The sequence below is a fragment of the Streptomyces sp. NPDC001744 genome (assembly GCF_042892575.1).
Classification (GTDB): Bacteria; Actinomycetota; Actinomycetes; order Streptomycetales; family Streptomycetaceae; genus Streptomyces.
The window spans coordinates 65,702-89,846 of record NZ_JBIAUG010000023.1; the positions used below are offsets into that span (position 1 = coordinate 65,702).

General features: G+C 74.5%; 24 protein-coding genes. 15 read left to right on the forward strand and 9 right to left on the reverse strand.

Annotated elements, in window-relative coordinates:
- Window positions 1–16 precede the first annotated feature (16 nt).
- The gene (locus ACFYZY_RS24725; RefSeq protein ID WP_388697954.1) at window positions 17–649 is read left to right on the forward strand and encodes a TetR/AcrR family transcriptional regulator; all 633 of its coding nucleotides are present in this window, start codon (window positions 17–19) and stop codon (window positions 647–649) included.
- Window positions 650–1,041: 392 nt separating this feature from the next.
- Here the strand turns inward: ACFYZY_RS24725 and ACFYZY_RS24730 are convergent, their stop codons facing one another.
- Both ACFYZY_RS24730 and ACFYZY_RS24735 read right to left on the reverse strand, forming a co-directional pair.
- Window positions 1,042–1,956 carry an MBL fold metallo-hydrolase gene (locus tag ACFYZY_RS24730; protein WP_388697956.1) on the reverse strand — a complete coding sequence of 305 codons (915 nt, stop codon included), beginning with the start codon at window positions 1,954–1,956 and terminating at the stop codon, window positions 1,042–1,044.
- Window positions 1,957–1,978: 22 nt separating this feature from the next.
- Window positions 1,979–3,241, reverse strand: coding sequence for an MFS transporter (locus ACFYZY_RS24735; protein WP_388697958.1), 1,263 nt, complete (start codon window positions 3,239–3,241; stop codon window positions 1,979–1,981).
- Window positions 3,242–3,371: 130 nt separating this feature from the next.
- On the opposite strand from ACFYZY_RS24735, the gene ACFYZY_RS24740 reads away from it, so the two are divergent.
- The 13 genes from ACFYZY_RS24740 (at window position 3,372) to ACFYZY_RS24800 (ending at window position 14,345) form a co-directional block, all read left to right on the forward strand.
- Window positions 3,372–3,581, forward strand: a complete 210-nt coding sequence (locus tag ACFYZY_RS24740; RefSeq protein ID WP_388697960.1) for a hypothetical protein — start codon at window positions 3,372–3,374, stop codon at window positions 3,579–3,581.
- Complete coding sequence (locus ACFYZY_RS24745; protein WP_388697963.1) at window positions 3,568–4,959, forward strand: amidase; 1,392 nt, start codon at window positions 3,568–3,570, stop codon at window positions 4,957–4,959. The genes ACFYZY_RS24740 and ACFYZY_RS24745 overlap by 14 nt, the downstream gene beginning before the upstream one ends.
- Window positions 4,960–5,141: 182 nt before the next feature.
- Window positions 5,142–5,705 (forward strand): TetR/AcrR family transcriptional regulator, encoded by a 564-nt coding sequence (locus tag ACFYZY_RS24750; protein WP_388697965.1) that lies wholly within the window; start codon window positions 5,142–5,144, stop codon window positions 5,703–5,705.
- A gap of 377 nt (window positions 5,706–6,082) precedes the next feature.
- On the forward strand, window positions 6,083–7,684 hold the full coding sequence (locus ACFYZY_RS24755; protein WP_388697967.1) for an FAD-dependent oxidoreductase: 1,602 nt from the start codon (window positions 6,083–6,085) through the stop codon (window positions 7,682–7,684).
- Window positions 7,685–7,833: 149 nt separating this feature from the next.
- Window positions 7,834–8,619 (forward strand): hypothetical protein, encoded by a 786-nt coding sequence (locus tag ACFYZY_RS24760; RefSeq protein ID WP_388697968.1) that lies wholly within the window; start codon window positions 7,834–7,836, stop codon window positions 8,617–8,619.
- 2 nt (window positions 8,620–8,621) lie between these two features.
- Window positions 8,622–9,101, forward strand: a complete 480-nt coding sequence (locus ACFYZY_RS24765) for a phage holin family protein (RefSeq protein ID WP_388697970.1) — start codon at window positions 8,622–8,624, stop codon at window positions 9,099–9,101.
- On the forward strand, window positions 9,077–9,748 hold the full coding sequence (locus ACFYZY_RS24770; protein WP_388697973.1) for a DUF3618 domain-containing protein: 672 nt from the start codon (window positions 9,077–9,079) through the stop codon (window positions 9,746–9,748). Before ACFYZY_RS24765 ends, ACFYZY_RS24770 begins: the two co-directional genes overlap by 25 nt.
- Window positions 9,749–10,026: 278 nt before the next feature.
- Window positions 10,027–10,269, forward strand: a complete 243-nt coding sequence (locus ACFYZY_RS24775; RefSeq protein ID WP_388697975.1) for a hypothetical protein — start codon at window positions 10,027–10,029, stop codon at window positions 10,267–10,269.
- A 110-nt stretch (window positions 10,270–10,379) separates the two neighbouring features.
- Entirely contained in the window at window positions 10,380–11,390 is a 1,011-nt protein-coding gene (locus ACFYZY_RS24780; protein WP_388697977.1) for an SDR family NAD(P)-dependent oxidoreductase, read from the forward strand.
- 13 nt (window positions 11,391–11,403) lie between these two features.
- A complete protein-coding gene (locus tag ACFYZY_RS24785; RefSeq protein ID WP_388697979.1) occupies window positions 11,404–11,850 on the forward strand; it encodes an SRPBCC family protein in 447 nt (148 codons plus the stop codon).
- Window positions 11,847–13,427: a phytoene desaturase family protein gene (locus ACFYZY_RS24790; RefSeq protein WP_388697982.1), complete on the forward strand. Its 1,581-nt coding sequence runs from the start codon at window positions 11,847–11,849 to the stop codon at window positions 13,425–13,427. Before ACFYZY_RS24785 ends, ACFYZY_RS24790 begins: the two co-directional genes overlap by 4 nt.
- Before the next feature lie 172 nt (window positions 13,428–13,599).
- Window positions 13,600–13,890, forward strand: a complete 291-nt coding sequence (locus ACFYZY_RS24795) for a hypothetical protein (RefSeq protein WP_388697984.1) — start codon at window positions 13,600–13,602, stop codon at window positions 13,888–13,890.
- Window positions 13,891–14,057: 167 nt separating this feature from the next.
- On the forward strand, window positions 14,058–14,345 hold the full coding sequence (locus tag ACFYZY_RS24800; protein WP_388697987.1) for a WhiB family transcriptional regulator: 288 nt from the start codon (window positions 14,058–14,060) through the stop codon (window positions 14,343–14,345).
- Between the two features lie 233 nt (window positions 14,346–14,578).
- Here ACFYZY_RS24800 and ACFYZY_RS24805 read toward each other — a convergent pair whose 3' ends face one another.
- The gene (locus tag ACFYZY_RS24805; RefSeq protein WP_388697989.1) at window positions 14,579–14,947 is read right to left on the reverse strand and encodes a PRC-barrel domain-containing protein; all 369 of its coding nucleotides are present in this window, start codon (window positions 14,945–14,947) and stop codon (window positions 14,579–14,581) included.
- A gap of 418 nt (window positions 14,948–15,365) precedes the next feature.
- Between ACFYZY_RS24805 and ACFYZY_RS24810 the strand changes: the two genes are divergently transcribed.
- Complete coding sequence (locus ACFYZY_RS24810; RefSeq protein WP_388697991.1) at window positions 15,366–16,259, forward strand: SDR family oxidoreductase; 894 nt, start codon at window positions 15,366–15,368, stop codon at window positions 16,257–16,259.
- A gap of 60 nt (window positions 16,260–16,319) precedes the next feature.
- Here the strand turns inward: ACFYZY_RS24810 and ACFYZY_RS24815 are convergent, their stop codons facing one another.
- The 6 genes from ACFYZY_RS24815 to fdh form a co-directional block, all read right to left on the reverse strand.
- Entirely contained in the window at window positions 16,320–17,144 is an 825-nt protein-coding gene (locus ACFYZY_RS24815; protein WP_388697994.1) for a metallophosphoesterase, read from the reverse strand.
- On the reverse strand, window positions 17,141–17,392 hold the full coding sequence (locus tag ACFYZY_RS24820; RefSeq protein ID WP_388697997.1) for a BON domain-containing protein: 252 nt from the start codon (window positions 17,390–17,392) through the stop codon (window positions 17,141–17,143). Before ACFYZY_RS24820 ends, ACFYZY_RS24815 begins: the two co-directional genes overlap by 4 nt.
- 195 nt (window positions 17,393–17,587) lie before the next feature.
- Entirely contained in the window at window positions 17,588–18,853 is a 1,266-nt protein-coding gene (locus ACFYZY_RS24825) for a cation:proton antiporter (RefSeq protein ID WP_388698000.1), read from the reverse strand.
- Window positions 18,850–19,794 carry an NrfD/PsrC family molybdoenzyme membrane anchor subunit gene (nrfD, locus tag ACFYZY_RS24830; RefSeq protein ID WP_388698002.1) on the reverse strand — a complete coding sequence of 315 codons (945 nt, stop codon included), beginning with the start codon at window positions 19,792–19,794 and terminating at the stop codon, window positions 18,850–18,852. Before nrfD ends, ACFYZY_RS24825 begins: the two co-directional genes overlap by 4 nt.
- The gene (locus tag ACFYZY_RS24835) at window positions 19,791–20,762 is read right to left on the reverse strand and encodes a 4Fe-4S dicluster domain-containing protein (RefSeq protein ID WP_388698005.1); all 972 of its coding nucleotides are present in this window, start codon (window positions 20,760–20,762) and stop codon (window positions 19,791–19,793) included. The genes nrfD and ACFYZY_RS24835 overlap by 4 nt, the downstream gene beginning before the upstream one ends.
- Window positions 20,759–24,037 (reverse strand): formate dehydrogenase, encoded by a 3,279-nt coding sequence (gene fdh / locus ACFYZY_RS24840; RefSeq protein WP_388698007.1) that lies wholly within the window; start codon window positions 24,035–24,037, stop codon window positions 20,759–20,761. The genes ACFYZY_RS24835 and fdh overlap by 4 nt, the downstream gene beginning before the upstream one ends.
- Window positions 24,038–24,145 lie beyond the last annotated feature (108 nt).

Genomic DNA, 24,145 nt, shown 5'->3' on the forward strand with positions numbered 1-24,145 from the left:
CAATAGTGTGATCCGCATGACGTCAACCCCTCGGGCCCCCCGGACCCGCAAGACCGCGGAGGAGCGGCGGTCCGACATCGTGCGGACCGCGGGCCGGCTCGCCCTGGAGCGGGGTCTGGAACGCGTGACGATGCAGCTGGTCGCCGACGAGCTGGGGGTGCGCCCCGGCCTGATCAGCTACTATTTCGCGACCGTCGACGACCTCCTGTGCGAGGCGTTCGTCCGGGCGGTCGGCCGCGAGCGCGCCGCCCTGCTGCCGGAGGCCGACGCCGCCCTGCCCCCGGTGCGGAGGCTGGCCCGTCTGCTGCACCGCCTCAACGGCGAGGAGTTCACCGACCTCGGCAGGCTCTGGCTCAACGCCCGCCATCTCGCGCGCTACCGCCCCGGCCTCGGGCGCGCCGTCGCCGAGCAGGAGGCGATCATGCGCGACGCCCTGACGGAGGTGATCGAGGACGGCGTGCGCAGCGGCGACTTCACCACGGCGGACCCCCTCGGGGCGTGCGTGGTCCTCCTCGTGGCGATCGACGGGCTCGGCGCCTACGCGAACGACCCGTCCCCCTTCGCCCACCCGGCGCTCGACACCCTGGTCTTCACCACGGCCGAGCGCGAGCTCGGCCTCGCGGAGGGCACCCTGCGCCACGCCGGCTGACGGCGGCGGGCGGGAGCCGTACGTACGCGCCGGGGCCCCCGGCGGCCGCTTCCGGCCGGCGGGCGGGGCCGGCACCGGCGCGGCTCCGCGTGCGGAGGGGCCGGTGCCCCGCCGCACGCGGGGGCGCCCCTCCTCCCCCGCCCCGGTGGCGGGGATGGCGACGTCTCCACCGACGACGGCGAACCGTTCCCGTTCGGCGCGTTCGCCGGACGTCGCCCGGGTTCCCCGGGCGGTTTCGTGGAGCCGCCGGTCGGAGAGCTCTTCGCTCCGTCCGGCCCGCGATCGCCCGAAGGCGCCTTCGCGCGGGTCGTTTGCCGGGCCCGGAGTGTGCGGCCAGCCCGTCACCGCCGGCTTTGACGACGATCTTCATGGGCGGACCGGACCGTCGCCGGTCAGCGCGGGTCGGCGGGGGCGGGCGAGAGCCGGTAGGCGCCCTCATGAGTGACGACACGGCCGGCGGTGGGTGGCGCGAAGTGGGTGCCCAGGACGAGGGTGTCCGTGCCGGCGAGCGATCCGAGCAGCTTGCGGCGCGATGCCTCGGACCGCTCGGGCTCGATGTCGACACAGGCGCCGATGGCCGGGTGGGCGAGCTGGACGGGGTGGTGGATGCAGTCGCCGGTGATCAGTGCCGTATCCCCACGGCTGGTCAGCTCAAGGGCGATGTGACCGGGGGTGTGTCCGGGGGTGGGGATCAGTCGCAGGCCCGGGACGACCTCGACGCCGTCCGCGGGGACGTCGACGAGGTCGAGCAGCCCCGCCTCCTCCACCGGGATCACGGAGTCGCGGAACATCTGCTCGCGCGCCTCCTCCATGTCGTACCCGGCCCAGAACTCCCGCTCGACGCGCGAGGTGATGTAGCGGGCGGCGGGAAAGGTGGGAACCCACTCTCCGTTCACCTCGCGCGTGTTCCAGCCGACGTGGTCGGCGTGCAGGTGGGTGAGGATCACCAGGTCGACGGAGTCCGGGGGGAATCCGGCCGCCGTGAGGCGCCGGAGGTAACCGGTGTTCAGGTCGTGCCAGGCGGGGTTGGCCCGTTCCTTGCCGTTGCCGATGCCGGTGTCCACCAGGACGCGCAGCCCGCCGACGGTGAACGCGAAGCTGTGGCTGTCGATCCGCAGGACGCCCTCGTCGTCGGCGAAGTGGGGGCGCAGCCAGTCCTGCCCGGCGACGACGTCCGGGGTGGCGCCGGGCAGCAGCCACGGTCCGGTGGCGGGCGGCAGGAGTACCTCGTCGATGCGGTGGACGGTGACGTCGCCCACGGTCCAGCAGGGGATGGTGGTCGGGTCGGTGGTCGGTGAAGTGCTCATGATCAGTTGTTTCCTTTGGTCTTCACGGAAGGTCGTCGTGCGCGTTGCGGGCCGCCCCGCGTCTCGGCACGGCGAGTGCCGCCAGGGCCGCGGCGGCGAGCAGGGCGGTGGCTGCGACGTAGGCGTGGGCGGCGGCGGCCAGCCCGTACTGCCGGGTGGCGGCGCCCGCGGCGACGGCGGGCAGGCTCATGGACAGGTAGCTGAGGACGTAGTAGGCCGCCAGGGTCGCGGCGCGGTCCCGCTCGTCGAGCGAGGCGAGCGTCATGCGCAGCGCTCCTTGGGAGACGGCCCCGAAGGCGACGCCCGCCAGGGCCGCGCCGCCGTAGACGGCGGGCAGGCCGGAGCCGTGCAGACCGAGCAGGCTCAGTGCCGCGGCCGGAACGACGGCCAGGCTTCCGCCGGTGGCGGCGGCGCGCGGCGCCGTGCACCGCAGCGTCCACACGGTGAGCGTGGCCGCGGCGGTGAGCACGAAGAAGACCATGCCGCCGGCCGCCTGTGAGGCCCCGGGGGCCGCGAGGTGCACGAGCGCCGGTCCGAGGGAGGAGTAGAAGCCGCCCAGGGCCCAGACGGCGACGACAGCGGTACCGACCACCAGCAGGGCGCTGCGCGCCGGCGGCGGCACGGCGAGGCGAGGGCGCAGCGACCGCAGGGCACCGGGGTGCGTGCGGGCCGTCTCCGCGGTGAACGTGACCGCGATCGCCTGGGCAACGAAGAGGACCGCCAGCAGGACGTACACGGTGACCGTCGGGGCGGGGGCGAAGCGTACGAGGAGGGTGGAGACCAGGACGCCGACGGCCATGCCCGCCACCGGGGCGATGCTGTTGGTCAGGGCGGACCGGCCGGGCCGCAGGGGGTCCTGAAGGTCGAGGAGGGCCGCTCCCGCGGCGCTGGTGGCCGCGCCGGTGGCCGCTCCCTGCAGGATCCGGCCGGCGATCAGCGCTCCGGCGCCGTCCGCCGTGGCCAGCAGCACCATGGAGGCAGCCTCCAGCAGCAGGGCGCCCACCAGGACGGGGCGCCGCCCGAGGTGGTCGGAGAGCGCACCCGTGGTGAGCAGCGCCAGCAGCAGCGTCAGGGAGTAGGCGCTGAAGACCACGGTGACGGTGAACGCGGACAGGGCCCAGGCGTCCTGGTAGCGGGGGTACAGCGGCGTCGGCGCACTGGACGCCGCGAGGAGGGCCGCCAGGATCGAGGCGTCCAGGGCGAAGGACGCCGCGCGCCTGGCGGTCCGGGTGCGGGCTCCCGGGCGGCCGGGTCGCGCGGGTGCGCGGGGTGTGACGGTGGGCATGGGATTCCTCGGCGTTAAACGCAACGGGTTTGCTTTAAGTCACCGTAGGCCCTACCGTCAGCTAACGCAAACTTTTAGCTTTTGGCTGGAGGTCGCTCCGCCGCCTCCAGCTCCGAGGAGAGAGAAGTCCATGCCCTCCGCCGAACTCACCCCGCCGGAAGCGGCCCGCTGGGCCGCCCGCACCGGGCTCCCGCTGCCGGCCGACCGCCACGCCGCGGTCGCGGCCACCGCCAACCACATCCACTCCGTCGTCGCGGTCCTGCGGGAGCTGGACTTCGGGGACACCCCGCCCGCCCCCGCCTACCGCGCGGAACAGGAGACGCACGATGCAGCCGTATGAACTGCCCCTGAGCGCGGCCGCCGACGCGATCCGGGCCCGGCAGCTGTCCCCCGTCGAGCTGGCCGACTCCGTCCTGGAGCGCGTCGAACAGGTGGACCCGCGCCTTCGGGCCTACGTCACCGTCACCGCCGAGCACGCCCGACGGGCCGCGCGCGAAGCCGAGAACGACATCGCGGCCGGCCGCCACCGTGGTCCGCTGCACGGCATCCCGATGGGGCTCAAGGACCTGATCGACGTCGCCGGCGTGGCGACGTCGGCCAGCTCCCGTGTCCGAGCCGGCCACCGCGCGGAGGCCGACAGCACCGTCGCCGCACGCCTGTCGGCGGCCGGAACCGTCCTGGTCGGCAAGACCCACACCCACGAGTTCGCCTACGGGCTGACCACCCCGCAGACCAACAACGCCTGGGACACCGGCCGGGTCGCCGGCGGCTCCAGCGGCGGATCCTCCGTCGCCGTCGCCGCGGGCACCGCCACCTTCACCCTGGGCACCGACACCGGCGGATCGATCCGGGTGCCCGCCGCGCTGAACGGGGTGGTCGGCTTCAAGCCGACGTACGGCCTCGTCCCCCGCCACGGCGTCACGTCCCTGTCCTGGTCACTGGACCACGTCGGCCCGATCACCCGCACCGTCGAGGACGCGGCCCTGGTCCTGACGGCCCTGGCCGGGCACGACCCCCGCGATCCCGCCTCCCTGACCGCGCCCGGCACGGACTACCGGCCGGTCGCGGACGCGGACCTGACGGGCCTGCGCGTGGGCGTGCCGCGCACCTACTTCTTCGACCACGTCGACGCCGAGGTGGAAGCCGCCGTACGGCGCGCGATCAACCAGCTCCGGGACCTCGGCGCACGCCTCGTCGACGTCGAGATCCCCATGACCCGCTACATCCACGCCACCCAGTGGGGCTTGATGGTGCCCGAGGCAACCGCCTACCACGAGACCAGCCTGCGCACGGTCCCCGAGCTGTACCAGGCCGACGTCCGCGTCCTCCTCGAGGCCGGCGAACTGATGCCCGCCGGGGACTACCTTCGCGCCCAGCGTGCCCGCACCCTCATGCGGCAGGAATGGGCGCGCCTACTGCAGGACGTCGACCTGATCGCCGCCCCCACCGTCCCGGCGACCGCGGTCAGGGCCGGCCAGGAGACGATCACCTGGGCCGACGGCACGGTCGAGAGCGTCTCCGACGCCTACGTACGCCTTTCGGCCCCTGCCAACATCACCGGGTTGCCGTCCCTGTCGGTACCGGTCGGCCACGATGCGGCGGGCCTGCCGATCGGCATGCAGCTGCTCGGGCGACCGCTCGGAGAGGGCGTGCTCCTGCGAGTCGGCCACGCCTACGAGCGGACCCGGCCCGCCCGCGAACTCGCGCGCGCGGCCTGAACGAGCGCTTCCGGCCCGGCCGAACCACTCCCTCCGGGCCGGAGGCGCCGCTCCTCGCGGGCGTGCACGAGGGGGCGGTGCGCACACGGCCGCGACGAGGAGGTCGTCGAACGAGTGGCCGGTTCGCCGTACGGGGACGGACGGCTCGCCAGACGCAATGATTTCGCTTTAAGGTGGGACGCATGAGCAGGCAGATGGTGCGCCCCGGTGGGCGCAGCGCCCGGGTCCAGGCATCGGTCCACGCCGCCGTGCACGAACTCGTGTCGGAGGTCGGCCGGGACGCCCTGACGGTGCCGCTGGTCGCCCAGCGTGCGGGTGTGACGCCGTCGACGATCTACCGCCGCTGGGGGGACCTGCAGGAGCTGTTGTCGGACGTGGCGGTCAGGCGTCTGCGGCCCGACACCGCGCCGGGGGACCACGGTGCCCTGGCCCCCGACCTGACGGCCTGGGCCGAGCAGTTCCTCGACGAGATGGCCCATCCCGCCGGTCGCGCCTACATTCGTGACGCCCTGCTCGGCGACCCGGACGGCGGCAACGCCGGCCAGTGCTCGGCCTACGCCGCCGACCAGATCGACTCCATCCTCACCCGAGCAGCTGAACGCGGGGAGAAGACGCCCGGCGTCGAGACGGTCGTCGACCGCGTCGTCGCGCCCATGATGTACCGCATCCTCTTCCGTCCGGACGGACTCGACGCCGCGTACGCGCGCCGACTCGTGGCGGAGGTCCTCGGCCCGACCGGCCCGTGACCGGGTGATCGCACCGGCGTACCCCTCCGGCAGCGCCTCCGCCGACCGAGCCTCGGATGCCGGAACGACCCCGCCGCGTGGGGCGGGCCGGCGTGCGCGGGCTCCGGCCCGTCCGGGCGCGGCACGGGCGAGGCCCTTCTCGCCGGAGGACGTCTGGTTCGCCGCCCGACGAGCGCGTCGGGGTCTCCCCCCGCCCGCACCGCCGCCACCCGCGTCCCGGGAATCTCCGCGGGCCCCGTACGGACTCGGACGCGGCCGGAACGGCTGACTTCCGGAACAGCGGGCAGAGGCGGGGCGACGGGCCGGGCGCGCGGAGAGACGGCGCGGCGCCCGAACGGCCCGGGGAAAGAGCCCCGCGCACCAGGGAGAGCACTGACATGACCGGACTTCCCGGCACCTACGAGTCGTACTGGATGGAGACCGGGAGGGGGCCCGGACACCCCGTCCTGACCGACGGGCTGGAGGCCGACGTGGCGGTGGTCGGCACCGGGATCGCCGGCATCTGCACCGCCTGGGAACTCGCGCGCACCGGCCGGCGCGTCGCCCTGCTCGAGGCCGACCGGGTGGCCGCGGGCGTCACCGGCCACACCACCGCGAAGCTCTCGGCCCAGCACGGGCCCCTCTACGCGCACCTGCGCGAGACGTTCGGCGCGGAGGGGGCGCGGCAGTACGCCCGTTCGCAGCAGGAGGCCGTCGAGTACGTCGGCCGGGTCACGGCCGAGCTGGGTGCCGACTGCGAGCTGGAGCGGGTGCCGGCGTACGTGTACGCGGAGTCGGCGGACACCGCCGAGCGGCTGCGGGCCGAGGCCGGCGCGGCGCGCGAGGCGGGACTCGACGCCTCCTTCGTGACGGAGACCGGCCTGCCGTACCCCGTCGCGGGGGCGGTCCGGGTGGAGCACCAGGCCCAGTTCCACCCGCGCAAGTACCTGCTGGCCCTCGTCGCCGACCTCGTGGCGCGGGGCGGGATCGTGCGCGAGCGGACGCGGGTCGTCTCGCTCCACGAGGGCGAACCCTGCCGGCTCACCACCGAGAGCGGCGTCGAGGTCGTCGCCGACGACGTCGTGGTGGCCACGCACTACCCGGTCTTCGACCGCGCCCTGTTGTTCTCCCGGCTCGAACCGCACCGCGAACTCGTCGTCGCCGCCGCCCTTCCCGCCGGGCGCGATCCGCGGGGGATGTACCTCACGCCGGAACGGAACACCCGGTCGGTGCGGACCGCCCCGTACCGCGGGGACGAGCGGCTGCTCATCGTCACCGGGGAGAAGTTCGAGCCCGGCGAGGGCGGGGTGGCCGAGCGGTACGAGAAGCTCGCCGCCTGGACCCTGGAGCACTTCCCGGACGCCCGGATCACCCACCGGTGGGCGGCCCAGGACAACACGAGCACGGACAGGGTGCCGTTCGTGGGGCGCTTCCACCCCGGTTCCCGGCACGTGTACGTGGCGGCCGGCTTCGGCGGCTGGGGCATGAGCAACGGCGTCATGTCGGGGCGGCTGCTGAGCGCGCTGATCGCGGGCGAGGACCTGCCGTGGGCCTCCCTGTACGACCCCCGGCGCCTCCGCGCCGCCGAGGCGCCGTCCCTCCTCAAGGCGCAGGGGTCGGTCCTCAAGCACTTCGTGGGCGACCGGCTCCGCCCCTCCCACACCGACACCGTCGAGGAGATCGCGCCCGGCACGGGGGCGCTCGTACGGGTCGGCGGGCGGCGCTGCGCGGTCTACCGCGACGAGGACGGCGGGACGCACTCGGTGTCCGCGCGGTGCACCCACCTGGGGTGCCTCGTCCACTTCGACGACGCGGAACGGGCCTGGGAGTGCCCCTGCCACGGTTCCCGGTTCGCCGTCGACGGCTCCGTGATCCAGGGGCCCGCCGTGCGCCCGCTCGAACCGCGTCCGCTTCCCGGCGAATCCGGTGGTTCCGGTGGTTCCAGTGGTTCCGGTGGTTCCGGTGACGGGGGCGGGGGCGGCGAGGGCGTTCCCGGATGACCGGGCGCCTCCGTCCGCGTCCGGCGCCCCCCATGACACGGAAAATCGATCGATGTCACCGGAAAGACCGGTCCGGGGGGATGTCCGGTGAAAGGGCGGGTACGCGCCGGACAACAGAGCCGATCACCGCTGATGGCCCAGGAGGAGCCTTGAGTGACTTCCAGGACTCGGACCGCCGGCAGGAAAGCAAGCCGGCGGCAGTAGCACACACAGCCCAGGACAAGGCGGGCGAGAGCGCCGCCCTGATCGGGGACAAGGCCACGGACGTCGCCCGGACCGCGAAGGAACAGGCCGGGAACGTCGTCGGTGAGACCCGGGCACAGGCCAAGGACCTCGTCGGAGAGTTCCGCGGTCAGCTCCAGGACCAGGCGCAGACCCAGACGCAGCGCCTGGCGGAGAACGTGCGGAGGATCGCGGCCGAGGTCCGCGACATGAGCGAGAACGGCAAGCCGGACTCCACCGCGGGTGAACTGGCCCGCCAGGTGGCCGACCGCGGACACCGGGTGGCCGACCACCTGGAACGACGCGGTCCCGACGGGCTGCTGAACGACCTGCAGGACTTCGCGCGCCGCCGGCCCGGGGTCTTCCTCGCCGGCGCGGCGCTGGCCGGGTTCGCGATCGCCCGGGCCGGGAAGGGCGTCGGCGCGGCGTCCTCGTCGTCCGGCTCCGACGGCGCGCGGGACTCGGACCCGACGTGGGGCGAGGACACCCCGCGCGCCACCCCGGCGCCCGACCCGCTCCCCACGACGCGGGGCGGCACCACGGGGTACGCGCCCACCGATCCCCCGGACACCTACGGGCAGTCGCAGCCGCCGCACGTGACCCACACGCCCCCGGTCACGCCGGCCCCGCCCGTCCATCCGCCCGTCACCCCCGACCCCACCCGGCCGGGGCCCGGGTACGGCGGGACTCCGCGCCCGGGTGAGGGGATCTGACCATGGCCATCTCCTCCCACGAACGGGTCTCGGTGCCCTCCGCGCCCCCGTCCGCGCCTCCGTCCGGAGCCCGGACCGCTCCCCCGCCGCCCGGGAGAGAACCGCACGACGCCTCGATCGGTGACCTGATCGGGGAGATCGGCACCGACCTCTCCCAGCTGGTGCGGGACGAGATAGAGCTCGCCAAGGCCGAGGTGAAGCAGGAGGCGACGAAGGCCGGCAAGGCGGCGGGCATGCTCGCCGGCGCCGGTTACGCGGGACACCTGGTCCTGCTGCTCGGCAGCCTGACGGTCGTCGCCGCCCTGAGCAACGTCATGAACGTCGCCTGGGCCGCGCTCATCGTCACCGCCCTGTGGGGTGTGGCCGGCGGCGTCCTCTACCTCACGGGACGCAAGCGCCTCGCCACCGTCAACCTCAAGCCCGAACAGACCGTGGAAACGCTGAAGGAGGACGCCCGGTGGGCACGACACCCGAGGAGCTGAGGTCCGATCTCGAGTACCGCCGCGCCCACCTGGCCCACAACGTCGACCGTCTGGCGGACCGGTTGACGCCGAGCAGGGTGGCGCAGCGCAAGGCCGCCTCCGTGCGGCAGGGATTCACCGACGTGAAGGAGCGTGTGATGGGTACGGCGCACGGCACGGGACACCGGATCGCCGACCGGACGGGGCAGGCGGGCGACAGCATCGCGGAGACCGCCCGCGAGGCCGCGGGCGGCGTGAGCGAGACCGTGCAGAGCGTGCCCGCCCGCGCCAGGCGCCGGACGCAGGGCAGCCCGCTCGCCGCCGGGATCATGGCGTTCGGCGCGGGAATGCTGGCGGCGGCCCTGCTGCCGACCACGGAGACCGAGGAGCGCGCGGGACGGCACCTCAAGGAGCACTCCGACGACCTCCTGGAGCCGGTCAGGCAGACGGCCGCCGAGGCGGCCCAGGAAGTCAAGGAGAACCTGCGCGAACCGGTCGCGGAAGCGGTCGAGTCGGTCAGGTCCACTGCCCAGGACGCGGCCTCCACGACCAAGGACGACGCCCGCCGCGCGGGTCAGGAGACCTCGGAGGGCGTGCGCCGGGTCGGGCAGGACACCGCCCAGGAGGTGCGCTCCCTCTCCGACGACCGGGACCGCCCGGGGAGCTGACGACGCCTCCGCCGCCCGGCGCCGACGGCGTCGGGAGCGGCGGGGAGGCGCGGCGGCCTCCGGGCCGGACGATCGCGCGGGGACCCCGGACCGGACGGTCCGGGGTCCCCGCGCGTGCGCCCGGAACGGTCACCGGGCACGCGACGGGGACGGTCACCGGGCGACGGCGGGAGCGGCACCCGCCGGTCGCGGAATCTTCACACGAACCGCCGTGCGCCGGGAGCGGGAGCGGGCACCCGCACGGAGAGCGAGGTTCGACAAGGAGGACATGTGCCGTGGTGGCGATCGCCGTTCTGCTCCTGCCCCTGCTGGGGCTTCTGCTCTTCCTGATGGACCGGATCGAGGACCGGGTGACGAGCCCGCCGAGGGGGTCGCGCCACGCCGGACGGCACCTCCGGCTGGTCGCGGGCGCCGGCCGGGCACCCGGGGAGGACCGTCCGGCCCGGCGCCGCCCGGCCGGACGCGGGGCCCTGCCCCGGGCCGTGCCCGCGCCGGGGACCGGGCGCGCCGACGCCGCGTGACGGCGCGGGGGGACACGCCCGGCGGGTCGTGGGACGCCGCTCGCGCATGAACCCGGCGAAACGGGTCATAGGCCACGCGTGAGAGGAGCCCGCGCGTGAGAAGAGGACCCATGGGGACAGGCCGACGCACCACCCCGCCCGGCACCGTCGTGGTGGTCACCGGGGCGTCGAGCGGAATCGGGCGCGCCGTGGCGCGGGCGTTCGCCGCGAGCGGCGCGCGCGTCGTGGTCACCGCCCGCAGCACGGACGCCCTGGACGAGGTCGCACGGCAGTGCGCGGAGGCCCACCCCCTGGCCGAGGCCGTGGCCGTCCCCGCCGACGTCACCGATCCGGCCGCGACGGCCCGGGTCGCGCGGACCGCGCTCGACCGCTACGGCCGCATCGACGTCTGGGTGAACGCCGCGGGCGTGGGCGTCCTGGGCCGCCTGGACCGGGTCCCGCCGGGCGACGCGCGCCGGTTGTGGGAGGTCAACGTCCTGGGCGCGCTGCACGGAACGCAGGCCGCGCTCCCCTCGATGCGCCGCCGGGGCCGGGGGGTGGTCATCGGTCTCTCCTCCGTGCTCGGCGGCGCCGTCGAAGCCCCCTACCAGGGCCACTACGCCGCCTCCAAGGCGGCCCTGATCACCCTCGACGAGGTGCTGCGTCAGGAGCTGCTGCTCTCCGGGGACCACGGGATCGCCGTGTGCACGGTGCTGCCGACCGGCGTCGACACCCCGTTCTTCCGGCACGCGGCCAACCACACGGGCCGCCGCCTGCGCGCCCTCCCCTCCGTCGCCACCCCCGAACGGGTGGCGCGGGCCGTCGTGGCCACCGCCGCCCGTCCCCGGCGGCGCGTGACCGTCGGACCGGGCTCCCTGTTCCTGCCGGCCGCCCACGCCCTGGCGCCCGGCCTGGTGCGGCGCGTGATCCGGCGGCGTACCGAACGGCACTACTTCGACGCGCCGGGCACGGCCCCGGTCACCGACGGCATCCTCCGCGACCCGTCCGGGGACACCGCGTCGGTGACCGGCGGCCGGCACGCGCGCGTCCGCACGGCGGGACGCCGGACCGCCGCCCTGGCCGCGGGCGCGGGTGCGGGCCTGGTGGTCCGCGCCCTCCGCGCCCGTCCCCGACTTCCCTGAGGAGAACGCACCCATGGCACAGTGGAACCGGCTCATCGAAGCCCCGCCCGAGGCCGTCTGGGCGGTCCTGAGCGACGGCCGGCTGTACTCGCGGTTCGTGGTGGGGACCCACGAGACCTGGGAGGAGGACGGGCAGTGGCCCGCCCCGGGCGCGGAGCTGGGCTACGTGCTGAAGCTCGGGCCCACGTCGTACCGCGGCCGTACGACCTCCCGGATCTGCGAACCGCTCCGCCGCCTCGAACTGGAGGCGAAGACCCGGCTGGGGACCGCCCGCATCGCCTTCCGCCTGGAGCCCTGGGGCGACGACACCCTCGTCGTCGTCGACGAGCACCCCCTGCGGGGGCCCGCAGCGCGCTGGCACAACACCGCCGTCGACGCGGTGACGCGCTTGCGCCACCGGGGGATGCTGGCGCGCCTGGAGAGGACGGCCACCGCCCGGCGGCAGGGGGCGAGGACGTGACGGCCCCCGACGCGGTGGTGATCGGCGCCGGTCCCAACGGCCTGGTGGCGGCCAACCTGCTGGCCGACGCCGGATGGCACGTCGTCGTCCTGGAGGCGCGGGACGAACCCGGCGGGGCCGTGCGCAGCGACCGGGGCGTCCACCCCGACTACGTCCACGACATGTTCAGCGCCTTCTATCCGCTCGCCGCCGCCTCCCCCGTGATCCGCGACCTCGCGCTCGACCGGTACGGGCTGCGCTGGAGCCACGCCCCCGACGTCGTCGCCCATCCGCTCGCCGACGGACGGTGCCCGGTGCTCAGCCGCGACGTCCGCGGGACGGCCGCCTCGGTGGACCGCTTCGCCGCCGGGGACGGCGCGGCCTGGGAGCGTCTGCACCGCATCTGGCGCGGCATCGCGGACGATCTGATCGGGTGCCTGTTCACCCCGTTCCCACCGGTCCGGGCGGGGCTGCGGCTCGTCGGCCGCACCGGTCCCGGGGACAGCCTCCGGCTGCTGCGCACCATGCTCCTGCCCGCCCGCCGCTTCGGCGAGGAGAACTTCGCGGGCGACGGGGGCAGGCTGCTGATCGCCGGGAACGCGCTCCACGCCGACCTGGGCCCGGAGTCGGCCCTCGGCGGCGGGTACGGCTGGCTGATGAGCATGCTCGGCCAGGACCACGGCTTCCCCGTCCCCGTCGGCGGGGCGGGCCGGCTGACCGACGCCCTCGTCGCGCGGCTGCGCGAGCGCGGGGGCGAACTGCGCTGCGGCCACCCGGTGGCCCAGGTGGTGGTCCGGGGCGGCCGGGCGGTCGCCGTCCGCACCGAGGACGGCACCGAGGTCCCCGCCCGCCGGGCGGTCCTCGCCGACGTCCCCGCGCCCCTGCTGTACACGCGTCTCGTCGGTGAGGAGCACCTTCCGCCGCGCCTCCGCGCCGACCTCCGCCGCTTCCAGTGGGACTTCTCCACGGTCAAGGTGGACTGGGCGCTCGACCGTCCCATCCCCTGGTCGTCCGAGGGCGCGCGCGGCGCGGGGACCGTCCACGTCGCCGAGGGCGTCGACGCGCTCACCCGCTTCGCCGGCCAGATCGCCATGCGGCAGGTGCCGGAGGTGCCGTTCACCGTGCTCGGGCAGATGACGACGGCGGACCCGAGCCGTTCCCCGGCCGGTACGGAGTCGGCGTGGGGCTACACGCACGTCCCGCAGCACATCCGCTCCGACGCCGGAGGGGACGGCATCACGGGGCGGTGGGACGAGCGCGAGAAGGAGGCGATCGCGGATCGCGTCGAGGCGGGCATCGAGCGCCTGGCGCCCGGGTTCCGGGCCTCCGTCCGCGCGCGGCGCGTCCTGGCGCCGCCCGACCTGGAGCGGCTGAACCCCTCGCTGGTGGGCGGCGCGGTCAACCAGGGCACCACCAGCCTGCACCAGCAGCTGGTCTTCCGGCCCGTGCCGGGCACGGGCCGGCCCCGTACTCCGGTCCGGGGCCTCTATCTGGCCTCCGCCACGGCCCACCCGGGCGGGGGCGTCCACGGCGCGCCGGGCGCCAACGCGGCGCGCGCCGCCCTCAGGGGCCCCCACCTCCCCCGCCGGCGCCGCTGACGCGGGCCGGAGCCGGTGTCCGGGTGCCGTCCCTCCGCGCTTCCGGCGGCGGCGGACGCGCTCGGATGCCGTCCGGGGCGGGTCGTGATGTGCTGGCAGGGGGGACGGTTCGCCGCCGCCCCGCCGCCGGGGAGGGCACGAGGCCCTGCCCGCCTCACGAGGAGGCACCGTCATGGCGCTCTTCGTCCACGCCGTCGTCCCGGGAACCACCACCGGGCAGTACGACGCCCTGCATTCCGCGCTCCAGGAGAGGCCCGGGATCTTCGAGGGGTGTCTGGCCCACGCGTGCGTGCCGACGGACGAGGGGATCGAGGTCTTCGACATCTGGGAGTCCGAGCAGCACATGAACGCGTTCGTCGAGAAGATGATGCCCGTCGCCGCAGAACAGGGCTGGCCCGGGGCGGAGGTCGCCCCGCGCGTCCTGCGCGTCCACAACCACTGGGTCCCCGGCGCCGCTGGCTGACCCGCGCGCGAGAACGGCGCGCGCGTCCACCGCCCGGGGACCGGCCGGTGGCGGGGGACGTCGCGTGTTTTTTCCTTCACCGGGCCCCGGACGCGTTTCGAGGAGGACATCGCGGCCAGACGTTCCCCGAGACCGTCGGACGAACCGGCTGAAGGAGGACAACAGGGATGGCGAAGGTGACGCGTCTGCCCGGCCGGGCGGAACACCAGTGGAATTGGCAGATGTCGGCCGCGTGCCGGGGCGTGGGGACCGAGGTGTTCTTCCACCCCGAGGGCGAACGGGGGCCGGACCGGGCCGCGCGCGAGGAGGCGGCCAAGGCCGTCTGCGCGACGTGCCCCGTACGGGCCCGCTGCCTGGAGCACGCTCTCAGCGTGGCGGAACCCTACGGGGTCTGGGGCGGCCTGACGGAACAGGAGCGCGAACTGCTGCTCCGCACCACCGCCGCCGCGGCGTAGCGAGAACGCCCCGGAGCGGCCCACGGGCCCGATCCCCCAGGTGTGCCCCCGGTCCACGGACCGGAGACGCGCCTGGGGGACCGGGTCGTGTGCGTGACGGACACGGCCACGTGGGCGGAGACCCAGATCCGTAGATCCGCAGATATCCAGATGTGCGAACACGCGGACACAGCGGCCCAGGACGGAGCGGGCCCGGACTCGGTGAGTCCGGGCCCGCTCCGTCCTCCGGGCCGTCAGACGACGCGGCCCCCGAACGGACCGCCCAGGCCGTAGTACGTGCCCAGCTGCTCGCGGTAGGCGGGGTCCTCCAGGTGCTTGTCGCGCTGGAACTCGGGAGCGTCCTTGATCTGCTCCTTGGTCCGGTCGACGTAGATCTTCCGCTCCTCCGGGTCGATCCGGGTCACGGTGATCGCCGGGAGGAGAACCTCCTTGCCGAAGATCCACACCCCGGTGTCCACGACCAGATAGGCGTCGTTGACCTCGTCGGAGTGCTTGTCGACCTTGCCGATGCTGCCGTCGGTCGCCTCGACCTTGTATCCGGTCAGGTCGGCGCCGGCCAGGTGCCCCGCGGTCGACCGGTAACTCCACGCGTGCTCAGTCATGCGAAAACAACTCCTCCGATGGGAAGGACGGCCGGTGTTCCGTCGCCGTCCTTCTGCTCCGTATGCGGTGCGCGGTGTCGTGCGCCGTTCCGTACGCGATGCCTCACTCGACGGAACCGTTCTCCGTCCGCACTCCGCCTGCCCCGGGCCCCGCGACTCATTCCCACGGACGCGGCGCGGGATGTTCCCGGCGGTACGGCACCCCGTTCGGCCCCTGTCCGGGGAGGAGGCGGGATACGGGCCGGGCGTCCGGGTAGCCGGACACCGTGGACGCCGTGGAGACCGAGAGGAACACCGCCCCGCGCCGTCGCGGGCGGGAACGGCGTCCGCGGGACCGGTGACGCGCGACGGCTCGCGGCCCTCCCCCGGCCGCCCGCCGCCGGTCCACGCTCATCCGCACCGCACGAAGGAACGGTTCATGTCACCTCAGGAAGCCCCCCGTCTGCCCGACCCGACCTCCCTCCACCCCGTCCCCCCGTTCCCGGAGCAGGAACAGGAGCACCCCGGTTCGACCGAGCGGATGGACCCCCGGCCCGACCACGGGGAGGACTCCTACCGGGGCCACGGCCTGCTCCCCGACCGCGCCGCGGTCGTCACCGGCGGGGATTCCGGGATCGGCAGGGCCGTCTGCCTGGCGTTCGCCCGCGAGGGCGCGGACGTCGTCTTCACCCACCTCCCCGAGGAGGCGGACGAGGCGGCCGAGACGGCGCGCCTGGTCCGCGAGGCGGGGCGCACGGCGGTGCCCGTCGCGTGCGACATCCGGGACGAGGAGCAGTGCAAGGCCCTGATCGGCCGGGCGGTGGACGAGCTGGGGCGCGTCGACCTCCTGGTCAACAACGCCGCCTACCAGATGTCCCAGCCGGACGGGATCGAGGCCGTCACCACGGAGCAGTTCGACCGGGTCATGAAGACCAACCTGTACGGGATGTTCTGGCTCACCCGCGAGGCGCTGGCCCACATGCCGCGCGGCGGATGCGTCATCAACACCACCTCCGTGCAGGGCTACCAGCCCAGTCCGCACCTCTTCGACTACGCGATGACGAAGGCGGCGATCGTCTCCTTCACCCACAGCATGGCCCAGCTCCTGGCCGAACGCGGCATCCGCGTCAACGCGGTCGCCCCCGGACCGGTGTGGACCCCGCTCATCCCCGCGACGATGCCGAGCACGGAGGACTTCGGCGCCCAGTCGCCGCTGGGGCGCCCCGCCCAGCCGGCGGAACTGGCGCCCGCGTACGTCTTCCTCGCCTCCCCCGGGGCGAGCTACATCACCGGCGAGGTCGTCAACGCCACCGGCGGCACCCCGCTGCCGTAGGCCTCCGGACGTACGGGTGCCCCCGCCGGCGGCCGGCGGGGGCACCCGTGCGTCCGGAGGTCACATGGGGGCGTCCACGGCCGGGGGCGGGGCGATCCGTCCGGTCCCCTCCCGGTCTCCCGTCTCCTCCCGTCCCCCCGCGAGCGGCAGGTGGTAGAGGGCGAACGCCTTCCGGATGACCGGCTGGGCGACGTTGCGGACGCGCACCCCGCCCGCCGTCATGCCGTGCTCGGTGCCCAGGTGGGCGTGGCCGTGCACCGCGAGGTCGGCGCCCGCGCCGTCGATGGCCTCGGCCAGGAGGTAGCTGCCCAGGAAGGCGTGGATCTCGACCGGTTCGCCCGCGAGCGTGTCGGGGACGGGCGAGAAGTGGGTGAGGGCGATCCGCGCCTCGCAGCCGGACAGGTCCTCCAGGGCACCGTGGAGGCTCTCGGCGGCGCGGCGCGTGGTGCGGACGAAGTCCTTCATCTCGCGTTCGCCGAACTCCCCGGCGCTGCGGCCCGCGAACCCGCCGCAGAAGCCCTTCACCCCGGCGACGCCGAGCCGCCCGCCGTCCACCGGCAGGAGCGCCGTGCCGCCCTCCAGGACGGTGACCCCCGCCTCGGTGAGGACGCGGGCGACGTCCGCCTCCCGGTCGGAGTGGTAGTCGTGGTTGCCGAGGACGGCCACGACGGGGACGCCGAGGTCGCGGACCTCGTCGGCGACGACCTCCGCCTCGGGGACCGTGCCGTGACGGGTCAGGTCGCCGGCGAGGAGGAGGACGTCCGCGCAGAGCGGCAGCGTCTCGAAGGAGGGACGCAGCAGACCCCGGCAGTCCGGGCCCAGATGGATGTCGCCGACGGCCGCCACCCGGACGACGGGCCCCTCGGGCCGCTCCGGGGCCGTCACAGCAGCTCCTCGGGCCGCTCGGGGGGATCGACGCAGGCGACCACCAGGTCCGCGCGGACCGGGAGCCCGGCCAGTTCCTCCCGGGCGAGCCGGAGGACGGCCTCCCGGCCCTCGGCCGTCGGCACGGTGCCCGTCAGGAGCACGGCCGCGCCGCGCGCCTCGACGCGCACGCCGAGTTCGGCCGTGTCCTCGCGTGCGAGCCGGTCTCTGAACCTGGCGATCCGGTACTCGTTCTCGCCGGTGTCCATCGTGGTCCTCCGTCCTGCTGTCCCTGTCGCGTCCCCGTGGGCCCGGTCGCCGCCCGGGACGGACGTTCTCACCGTCGCGTCTCCCCCGTCCCGACCGCACCATTCCTCCCGTTCCGTCGCGGTGGGGCGGGCGGCGGCGCGCCTGCCCGACCGCGCCCCGCAGCGGTGCGTACGGGCCGACGGACCGACGGGCCCTCACGGGGGCGCGTGGGACGGCCGGATCTCGCGGAGGCGGTCCAGGTGGCGGATGACCGGGGTGGCGCTCGCGCCGTGCAGCAGGACGGAGAGCGCCACCGTGGTGGCGGTCAGCACCCACAGCTCGTGGGCCCGCGCCTCGAACCCGTGGTGCCCGAGCGCGTACGAGAGGTAGAAGAGGGAGCCGATGCCGCGCAGGCCGAAGACGGCGGCGACGACGCGTTCCCGGGGGCCGGTGACGAAGCCGATCTGCGCGATCCACCCCGTCAGCGGGCGGACGACCACGATCAGGGCGAGGGCGAGCAGGACCGTCCGCCAGGTCAGCGCCTCGATCCCGGTGGTGGCGAGGTAGCGGCCGAGGAGGAAGAGCAGGGCGGCCGTCAGGAGGCGCTCGACCTGCTCGGTGAATCCGTGCAGCACCTTGTGGTAGCCGTGGCCGCGCTCGGCGGCCCGGACGGTGCAGGCGGTGACGAAGACGGCCACGAAGCCGTAGCCGTGGGCGAGTTCGGTGATTCCGTAGGAGAGGAAGGTGGCCGCGAGCGCGACGAAGCCCTCCATGTGTTCGGACAGCCGGAGCGAGGAGGCCCCGGCCCTGAAGAACATCCAGCCGAGGAGGCGCCCGAGGATCACCCCGACCGCGACGGCGACGGCCGCCCTGGCCAGGAGGTCGACGCCGAACCAGCGCCCCCAGTCCACCTCCGTGAGGACGCCGCCCGCGCCGGCGAGCGCGAGGGCGGCGAGGACGAAGGGGAAGGCCAGTCCGTCGTTGAGGCCGGCTTCGGCGGTGAGCGTGAAGCGGACCTCGTCCTCGTCGTCCTCCTCGTCGGTCGGCTCCCCCACCCGCACCTCCGCCGCGAGCACCGGGTCGGTGGGTGACAGGAGGGCTCCCGCGAGCAGCGCGGTGGCCGCCGGCCAGTCGAGGAGCCACCACGCGAGCGCGGTGGTCGCGGCGACGGTCAGGGGCAGGGTGATGCCGAGGAGCCGCCAGGGCCCGGCCCAGGCGCGCAGCCCGAAGCGCCGGTTCAGCGCGAGTCCGGCGCCCATCAGCGAGACGATCACGCAGATCTCGGTGACGTGCTCGATCCAGACCCGGTCCGCCACGGGGTCGACGTCGGGCAGGGGGACGGGCAGCAGGCCGGAGAGGGCTCCGGCCGCCAGGAACACCATGGGCATGGACAGGGGTCTGCCGCTGACGAGCCGCGGCACCACCGCCGCCGCCAGTGCTCCGAGGCCCAGAACCGCGAACGTTATGTCGGAAGGGGTCATGAAGTCCTTGTGTCGGCGTCCGCTTCGAGGCGTGCGCGCTGGGGAACGACGGTGTACTTGGGGTCCTCGGCCGAGGCGATGCCCGCGGCGAAGACGCCGAAGCGGGTGCAGGCGGAGCCCGCGAGCAGCGCCAGACCGCTCGTCAGGGCCGCCGCGCGGCTCCGGCCGGCGAAGAGGGCGGCTCCCGCGGCCCCGCCGGCCGTCAGGACCCGCGCGGCGCGCAGGAGCCGGCCCGCGCGCCCGGTCTTCCAGGTCTCGGCGACGACGGGGCCGAGGCCGCGTTCGGCGGCCCGGCTCGCCAGCCCCTCCCCCACCGCGGCGAGGACGGCGGCGCGGCGCGCGGGTCCGTTCTCCCCGCGGGGCCCGGCCGCGAGCGCCATGCCGGAGGCGGCGGCGGTCGCGGACGCGGCGAAGAGGTAGGGCAGTTCGCGGTGTGCGCCGTGCCAGGCCGGGACGGCGGTGTCCGCGACGAGGACGGCGGTGTACGTGGTCAGGAGCGGTCCGAGGAGCGCCGCCGCGCCCGTGGCGGCGGCTCCGGCCCGGGGCATCCGGCCGGTCACCGCGCTGAGGGCGGCGCCCCCGGCGGCGGGGCCGTACGCGGACAGGAGCCAGGAGCCCATGCTCATCGGGGAGGTGGGCTTGGCCACGCGCAGCATGTGGGTGAAGCGGGCGGGCCGGCCGAGGTCGTGGACGAGGGCGGCGGCGGAGAGGGAGACCGCCGCCAGGGACGAGACCTTGAGCGCCTTCGCGGTGGTCTCCCGGCCGGTGAGCTGGGCGCCGGCGGCAAGGACCGAGCCGGCTCCGGCGAGGCCGCCGAGGAACAAGTAGCCGGCGATGTCCCGCGCGGACCAGGAGGGGGCCTTGATGACCGGCTTGCCGTAGTACGAGGTGAACTCGGCCCGCTCCACCATCAGCCGCTCGCCGCGCCGTCGTCCGCTCATCGGGTCGCCTTCTTCCGTGCGAGGGCCGGCAGGGCGAACGTGACGGCGCAGCCGGCGAGGAGGGAGAGGGCGGCCGCGCCGGCGTGCCGCCACATGGAGGGGAGGTCGCGGGTGGTGACCCGCGGGTCGGGCGGGAGTCCGTAGACCTCGGGTTCGGCGAGCAGCAGGAAGAACGCGCCGTCGCCGCCGACCCCGTCCTCCGGGTCGTGGCCGTACAGACGGGCGCCCGTGACACCGGCCTCCCGCAGCTCCTCCACACGGGCGGCGGCGCGTTCGCGGAGTTCGTCGAGCGGTCCGAAGGCGATGGACTCGGTGGGGCACGCCTTGGCGCAGGCGGGTTCCTGTCCGGCGCCGAGCCGGTCGTAGCAGAGGGTGCACTTGAAGGCGCGGCCGTCCTCGGGGCGTTGCTCGATGACTCCGTACGGGCAGGCGGGGACGCAGTAGCCGCAGCCGTTGCAGATGTCCTCCTGGACGACGACCGTGCCGAACTCGGTGCGGAAGAGGGAGCCGGTGGGGCAGACGTCGAGACAGGCGGCGTGGGTGCAGTGCTTGCACACGTCCGACGACATCAGCCAGCGCAGTTCGCCGGGGCCGGTCTCCCCCGCCGTCCTCCCGCCGCTGTCGAGGGGGCGTCCGGCGGGGGCCTCCGGCCCGTCCGCGAGGGGCAGTTCGGTGCGGCCCTCGGGGGCCGGGACGCGCTGTTCGACGAAGGCGACGTGGCGCCAGGTGGAGGCGCCGAGGGCTTGGGTGTTGTCGTACGACATGCCGGTGAGGGCCATGCCGTCCTCGGGGATCGCGTTCCACTCCTTGCAGGCGACCTCGCACGCTTTGCAGCCGATGCAGATCGAGGTGTCGGTGAAGAAGCCGACGCGGGGCGGCGGGTCGGGGTGGCCCGCGTCGCCCGCCGGGTCGGGTTCGGGTCCGTCGAGCCGGTTGCCGGAGAAGAGTCCGCTGTCGAAGAGGTTCACGGGCGGGGCTCCGTTCCGGTGGTGGCGGTGATGCCGGCGCGGCGCCGGTAGTCGGCGACGAGCGCGGGCAGCGCCGGGCCGCGGGGACGGCGGCCGGGGCGGATGTCGGCGGTCAGCGCCTTGTCCTCCTGGATGTGGGCGTCCGGGTCGAGGGCGATGGCGACGAGTTCGTTGGCCGCGTCGCCGGTGGCGATCCCGTTGGGCCCCCAGTGGAAGGGGAGGCCGATCTGGTGGACGGTGCGGCCGTGGACGGTCAGCGGGACGATCCGCTCGGTCACCATCACCCGGGCCTCGACGGCGTTGCGGGCGGTGATGATCGTGGCCCAGCCGCCGTGTTCGAGGCCGCGTTCCTCGGCGAGCCGGGGCGAGACCTCGCAGAAGAACTCCGGCTGGAGTTCGGAGAGGTAGGGCGACCAGCGGCTCATGCCGCCCGCGGTGAAGTGCTCGGTGAGGCGGTGGGTGGTGACGACGTACGGGTACACGTCGGCGCCGGGCTCCCCGCCGCTGGGGTGGTAAAGGTTGCCCTCGCGGCTCTTGAGCTGCCGCACGGGTGACCGGGAGTGGTCCGGGTGGAGGGCGTTGGTGAAGGGCGAGTCCTGTGGTTCGTAGTGCGTGGGCAGGGGCCCGTCCTCCAGGCCGGCGGGGGCGAAGAGCCAGCCCTTGCCGTCGGCCTGCATGATGAACGGGTCGTCGCCGCGCAGCGCGTCGGGCCCGGTCGCCTCTTCGGGGGGTACGTGGTCGGGCGGCAGGTCCGGGATGAAGTCGGGCACGTCGGGCCCGGTCCAGCGCCCGGCGTCGGCGTCCCAGCGGAGGTACGCCTTCCGTTCGCTCCACGGGGTGCCGTCCGGGGCGGCCGAGGCCCGGTTGTAGAGGATGCGCCGGTTGGCGGGCCAGGCCCACGCCCAGTCGGCGGCCACCCAGTCCTGCTCCGTGTGGGGGGTGCGGCGGGCGGCCCGGTTGACGCCGTCCGCGTACACGCCGCAGTAGATCCAGCAGCCGCAGGCGGTGGAGCCGTCGTCCTTCAGCTGCGTGTAGGCGTCGAGCGGGGCGCCGTCGGGGCCGCGTCCGTTGATCTCGGCGAGCACGGCCTCGGCGATCGGTTCCTCCAGGGGGCCGTCGACGGGGTAGTCCCAGGTGAGGTCCTGGATCGCCCGGTCCATCGGGTCGTCGGAGGAGGCGAGGCGTTCCTTGACGCGGCGGCCGAGGTGGTAGATGAACCAGAGGTCGCTGCGGGCGTCGCCGGCCGGTTCGACGGCGGCGTGGTGCCACTGGAGCCAGCGGTTGGTGTTGGTGAAGGAGCCGGACTTCTCCGTGTGGGCGGCGGCCGGGAAGAAGAAGACCTCGGTGCCGATGTCCTCCGTGCGCAGTTCGCCGGTCTCGATCTCGGGGCCGTCCTTCCACCAGGTGGCGGACTCGATCAGGGAGAAGTCGCGGACGACGAGCCAGTCGAGCTTCGCCATGCCCAGGCGCTGCAGGCGGGTGTTGGCGGAGCCGACGGCGGGGTTCTCGCCCATCAGGAAGTAGCCCTTGCAGACGCCGTCGAGCTGGGCCATGACCGTGTCGTAGGTGCTGTGGGAGCCCGTCAGGCGGGGCAGGTGGCCGAAGCAGAAGTCGTTCTCCGCCGTGGCGGCGTCACCGTAGTAGGACTTCATGAGGGAGACGAAGTACGCCCGCATGTTGCCCCAGAAGCCCTTCTCGGTGCGGCTGGCGTCGATGAAGTCGTCCAGCGTCTCGTGGGCGTGGGCGTGCGGCATCGGCAGGTAGCCGGGGAGCAGGTTGAAGAGGGTGGGGATGTCGCTGGAGCCCTGGATGGAGGCGTGACCGCGCAGGGCCTGGATGCCGCCGCCGGGGCGGCCGATGTTGCCCAGGAGGAGCTGGAGGATGCTCGCCGCCCGGATGTACTGCGAGCCGGTGGTGTGCTGCGTCCAGCCCACGGCGTACACGAAGGCGCTGGTCCGTTCGCGGCCGGAGTTGGAGGTCAGGGCGGAGCAGACCTTGCGGAAGGTCTCCTGCGGGACGCCGCAGACCTCCTCCACGAACTCCGGGGTGTAGCGGGCGTAGTGGCGCTTGAGGATCTGGTAGACGCAGCGGGGGTGCTGGAGGGTGTCGTCCCGCCGGGGCCAGGGGTGGGCCTGGGCCCCGCCGGAACCGTGGGCCTCGGACTCGACCGGTTCACCGGTCTCGCCGGTTTCCCCGTCCCGGTCGTTCTCCTCGCGCCGTCCGTACTGCTCGTCGACCTCTCCGGTGGGCTGCTGGACCCGGCCGCCCTCGTACTGCCAGGAGGCCGGGTCGTAGTGCCGGTTCTCCTCGTCGAGGCCGGAGAAGATCCCGCCGAGGTCCTCGGTGTCCCGGTAGTCCTCGCCGATCAGGGTGGCGGCGTTGGTGTAGGCGAGGACGTACTCGCGGAAGTCCTTCTCCTCGCTCAGGACGTGGTGGATGATCCCGCCGAGGAAGGCGATGTCGCCGCCGGCGCGGATCGGGACGTGGAGGTCGGCCAGGGCGCTGGTGCGGGTGAAGCGGGGGTCCACGTGGATGACGGTGGCGCCGCGCGCCTTGGCCTCGGTGACCCACTGGAAGCCGACGGGGTGGGCCTCGGCGTAGTTGGAGCCCTGGATGACGATGCAGTCGGCGTGCTGGAGGTCCTGCATGAAGGTGGTCGCGCCGCCCCGGCCGAAGCTGGTGCCGAGGCCGGAGACGGTCGCGCTGTGGCAGACCCGGGCCTGGTTCTCCACCTGGACCACCCCGAGTCCGGTGAAGAGCTTCTTGATGAGGTAGTTCTCCTCGTTGTCGAGGGTCGCCCCGCCCAGGCTGGCGATGCCCATCGTGCGGGCGGTGCGCACCCCCTCGTGCTCCCACTCCCAGGTGCGCCGCCGGGTCTCGATCACCCGGTCCGCGACCATCTCCATCGCCGTGTCGAGGTCGAGCCGCTCCCAGTCGGTCGCGTACGGGCGCCGGTACAGCACCTCGTGGCGGCGGGCGGAGCCCGTGGTGAGCTGGAGGGTCGCGGAGCCCTTGGGACAGAGGCGGCCCCGGCTGATCGGGGAGTCCGGGTCGCCCTCGATCTGCACGACCCGGTCGTCCTTGACGTACACCTGCTGGCCGCAGCCGACGGCGCAGTAGGGACAGACGGAGGGGACGACCCGGTCGGCGGTCGCGGTCCGGGGACGCAGTCCCTCGGTGCGCGGCGAGGTGGCGGCCCGGCCGCGGCCGAGGGGGTCGGCGCCGGTGAGCTGGCGGTATACGGGCCAGCGGCGCAACGGTTCGAACGCACCCATCTCCGTGTCCTCACGTCCTGACGTTTTCGCGCCTTCGCGTCCCGGCGCCTTCGCGTCTCGCATCCGGGGCCGGTCTCCATGGCGAGCACGGCTCCGGTCCAGGCTGCC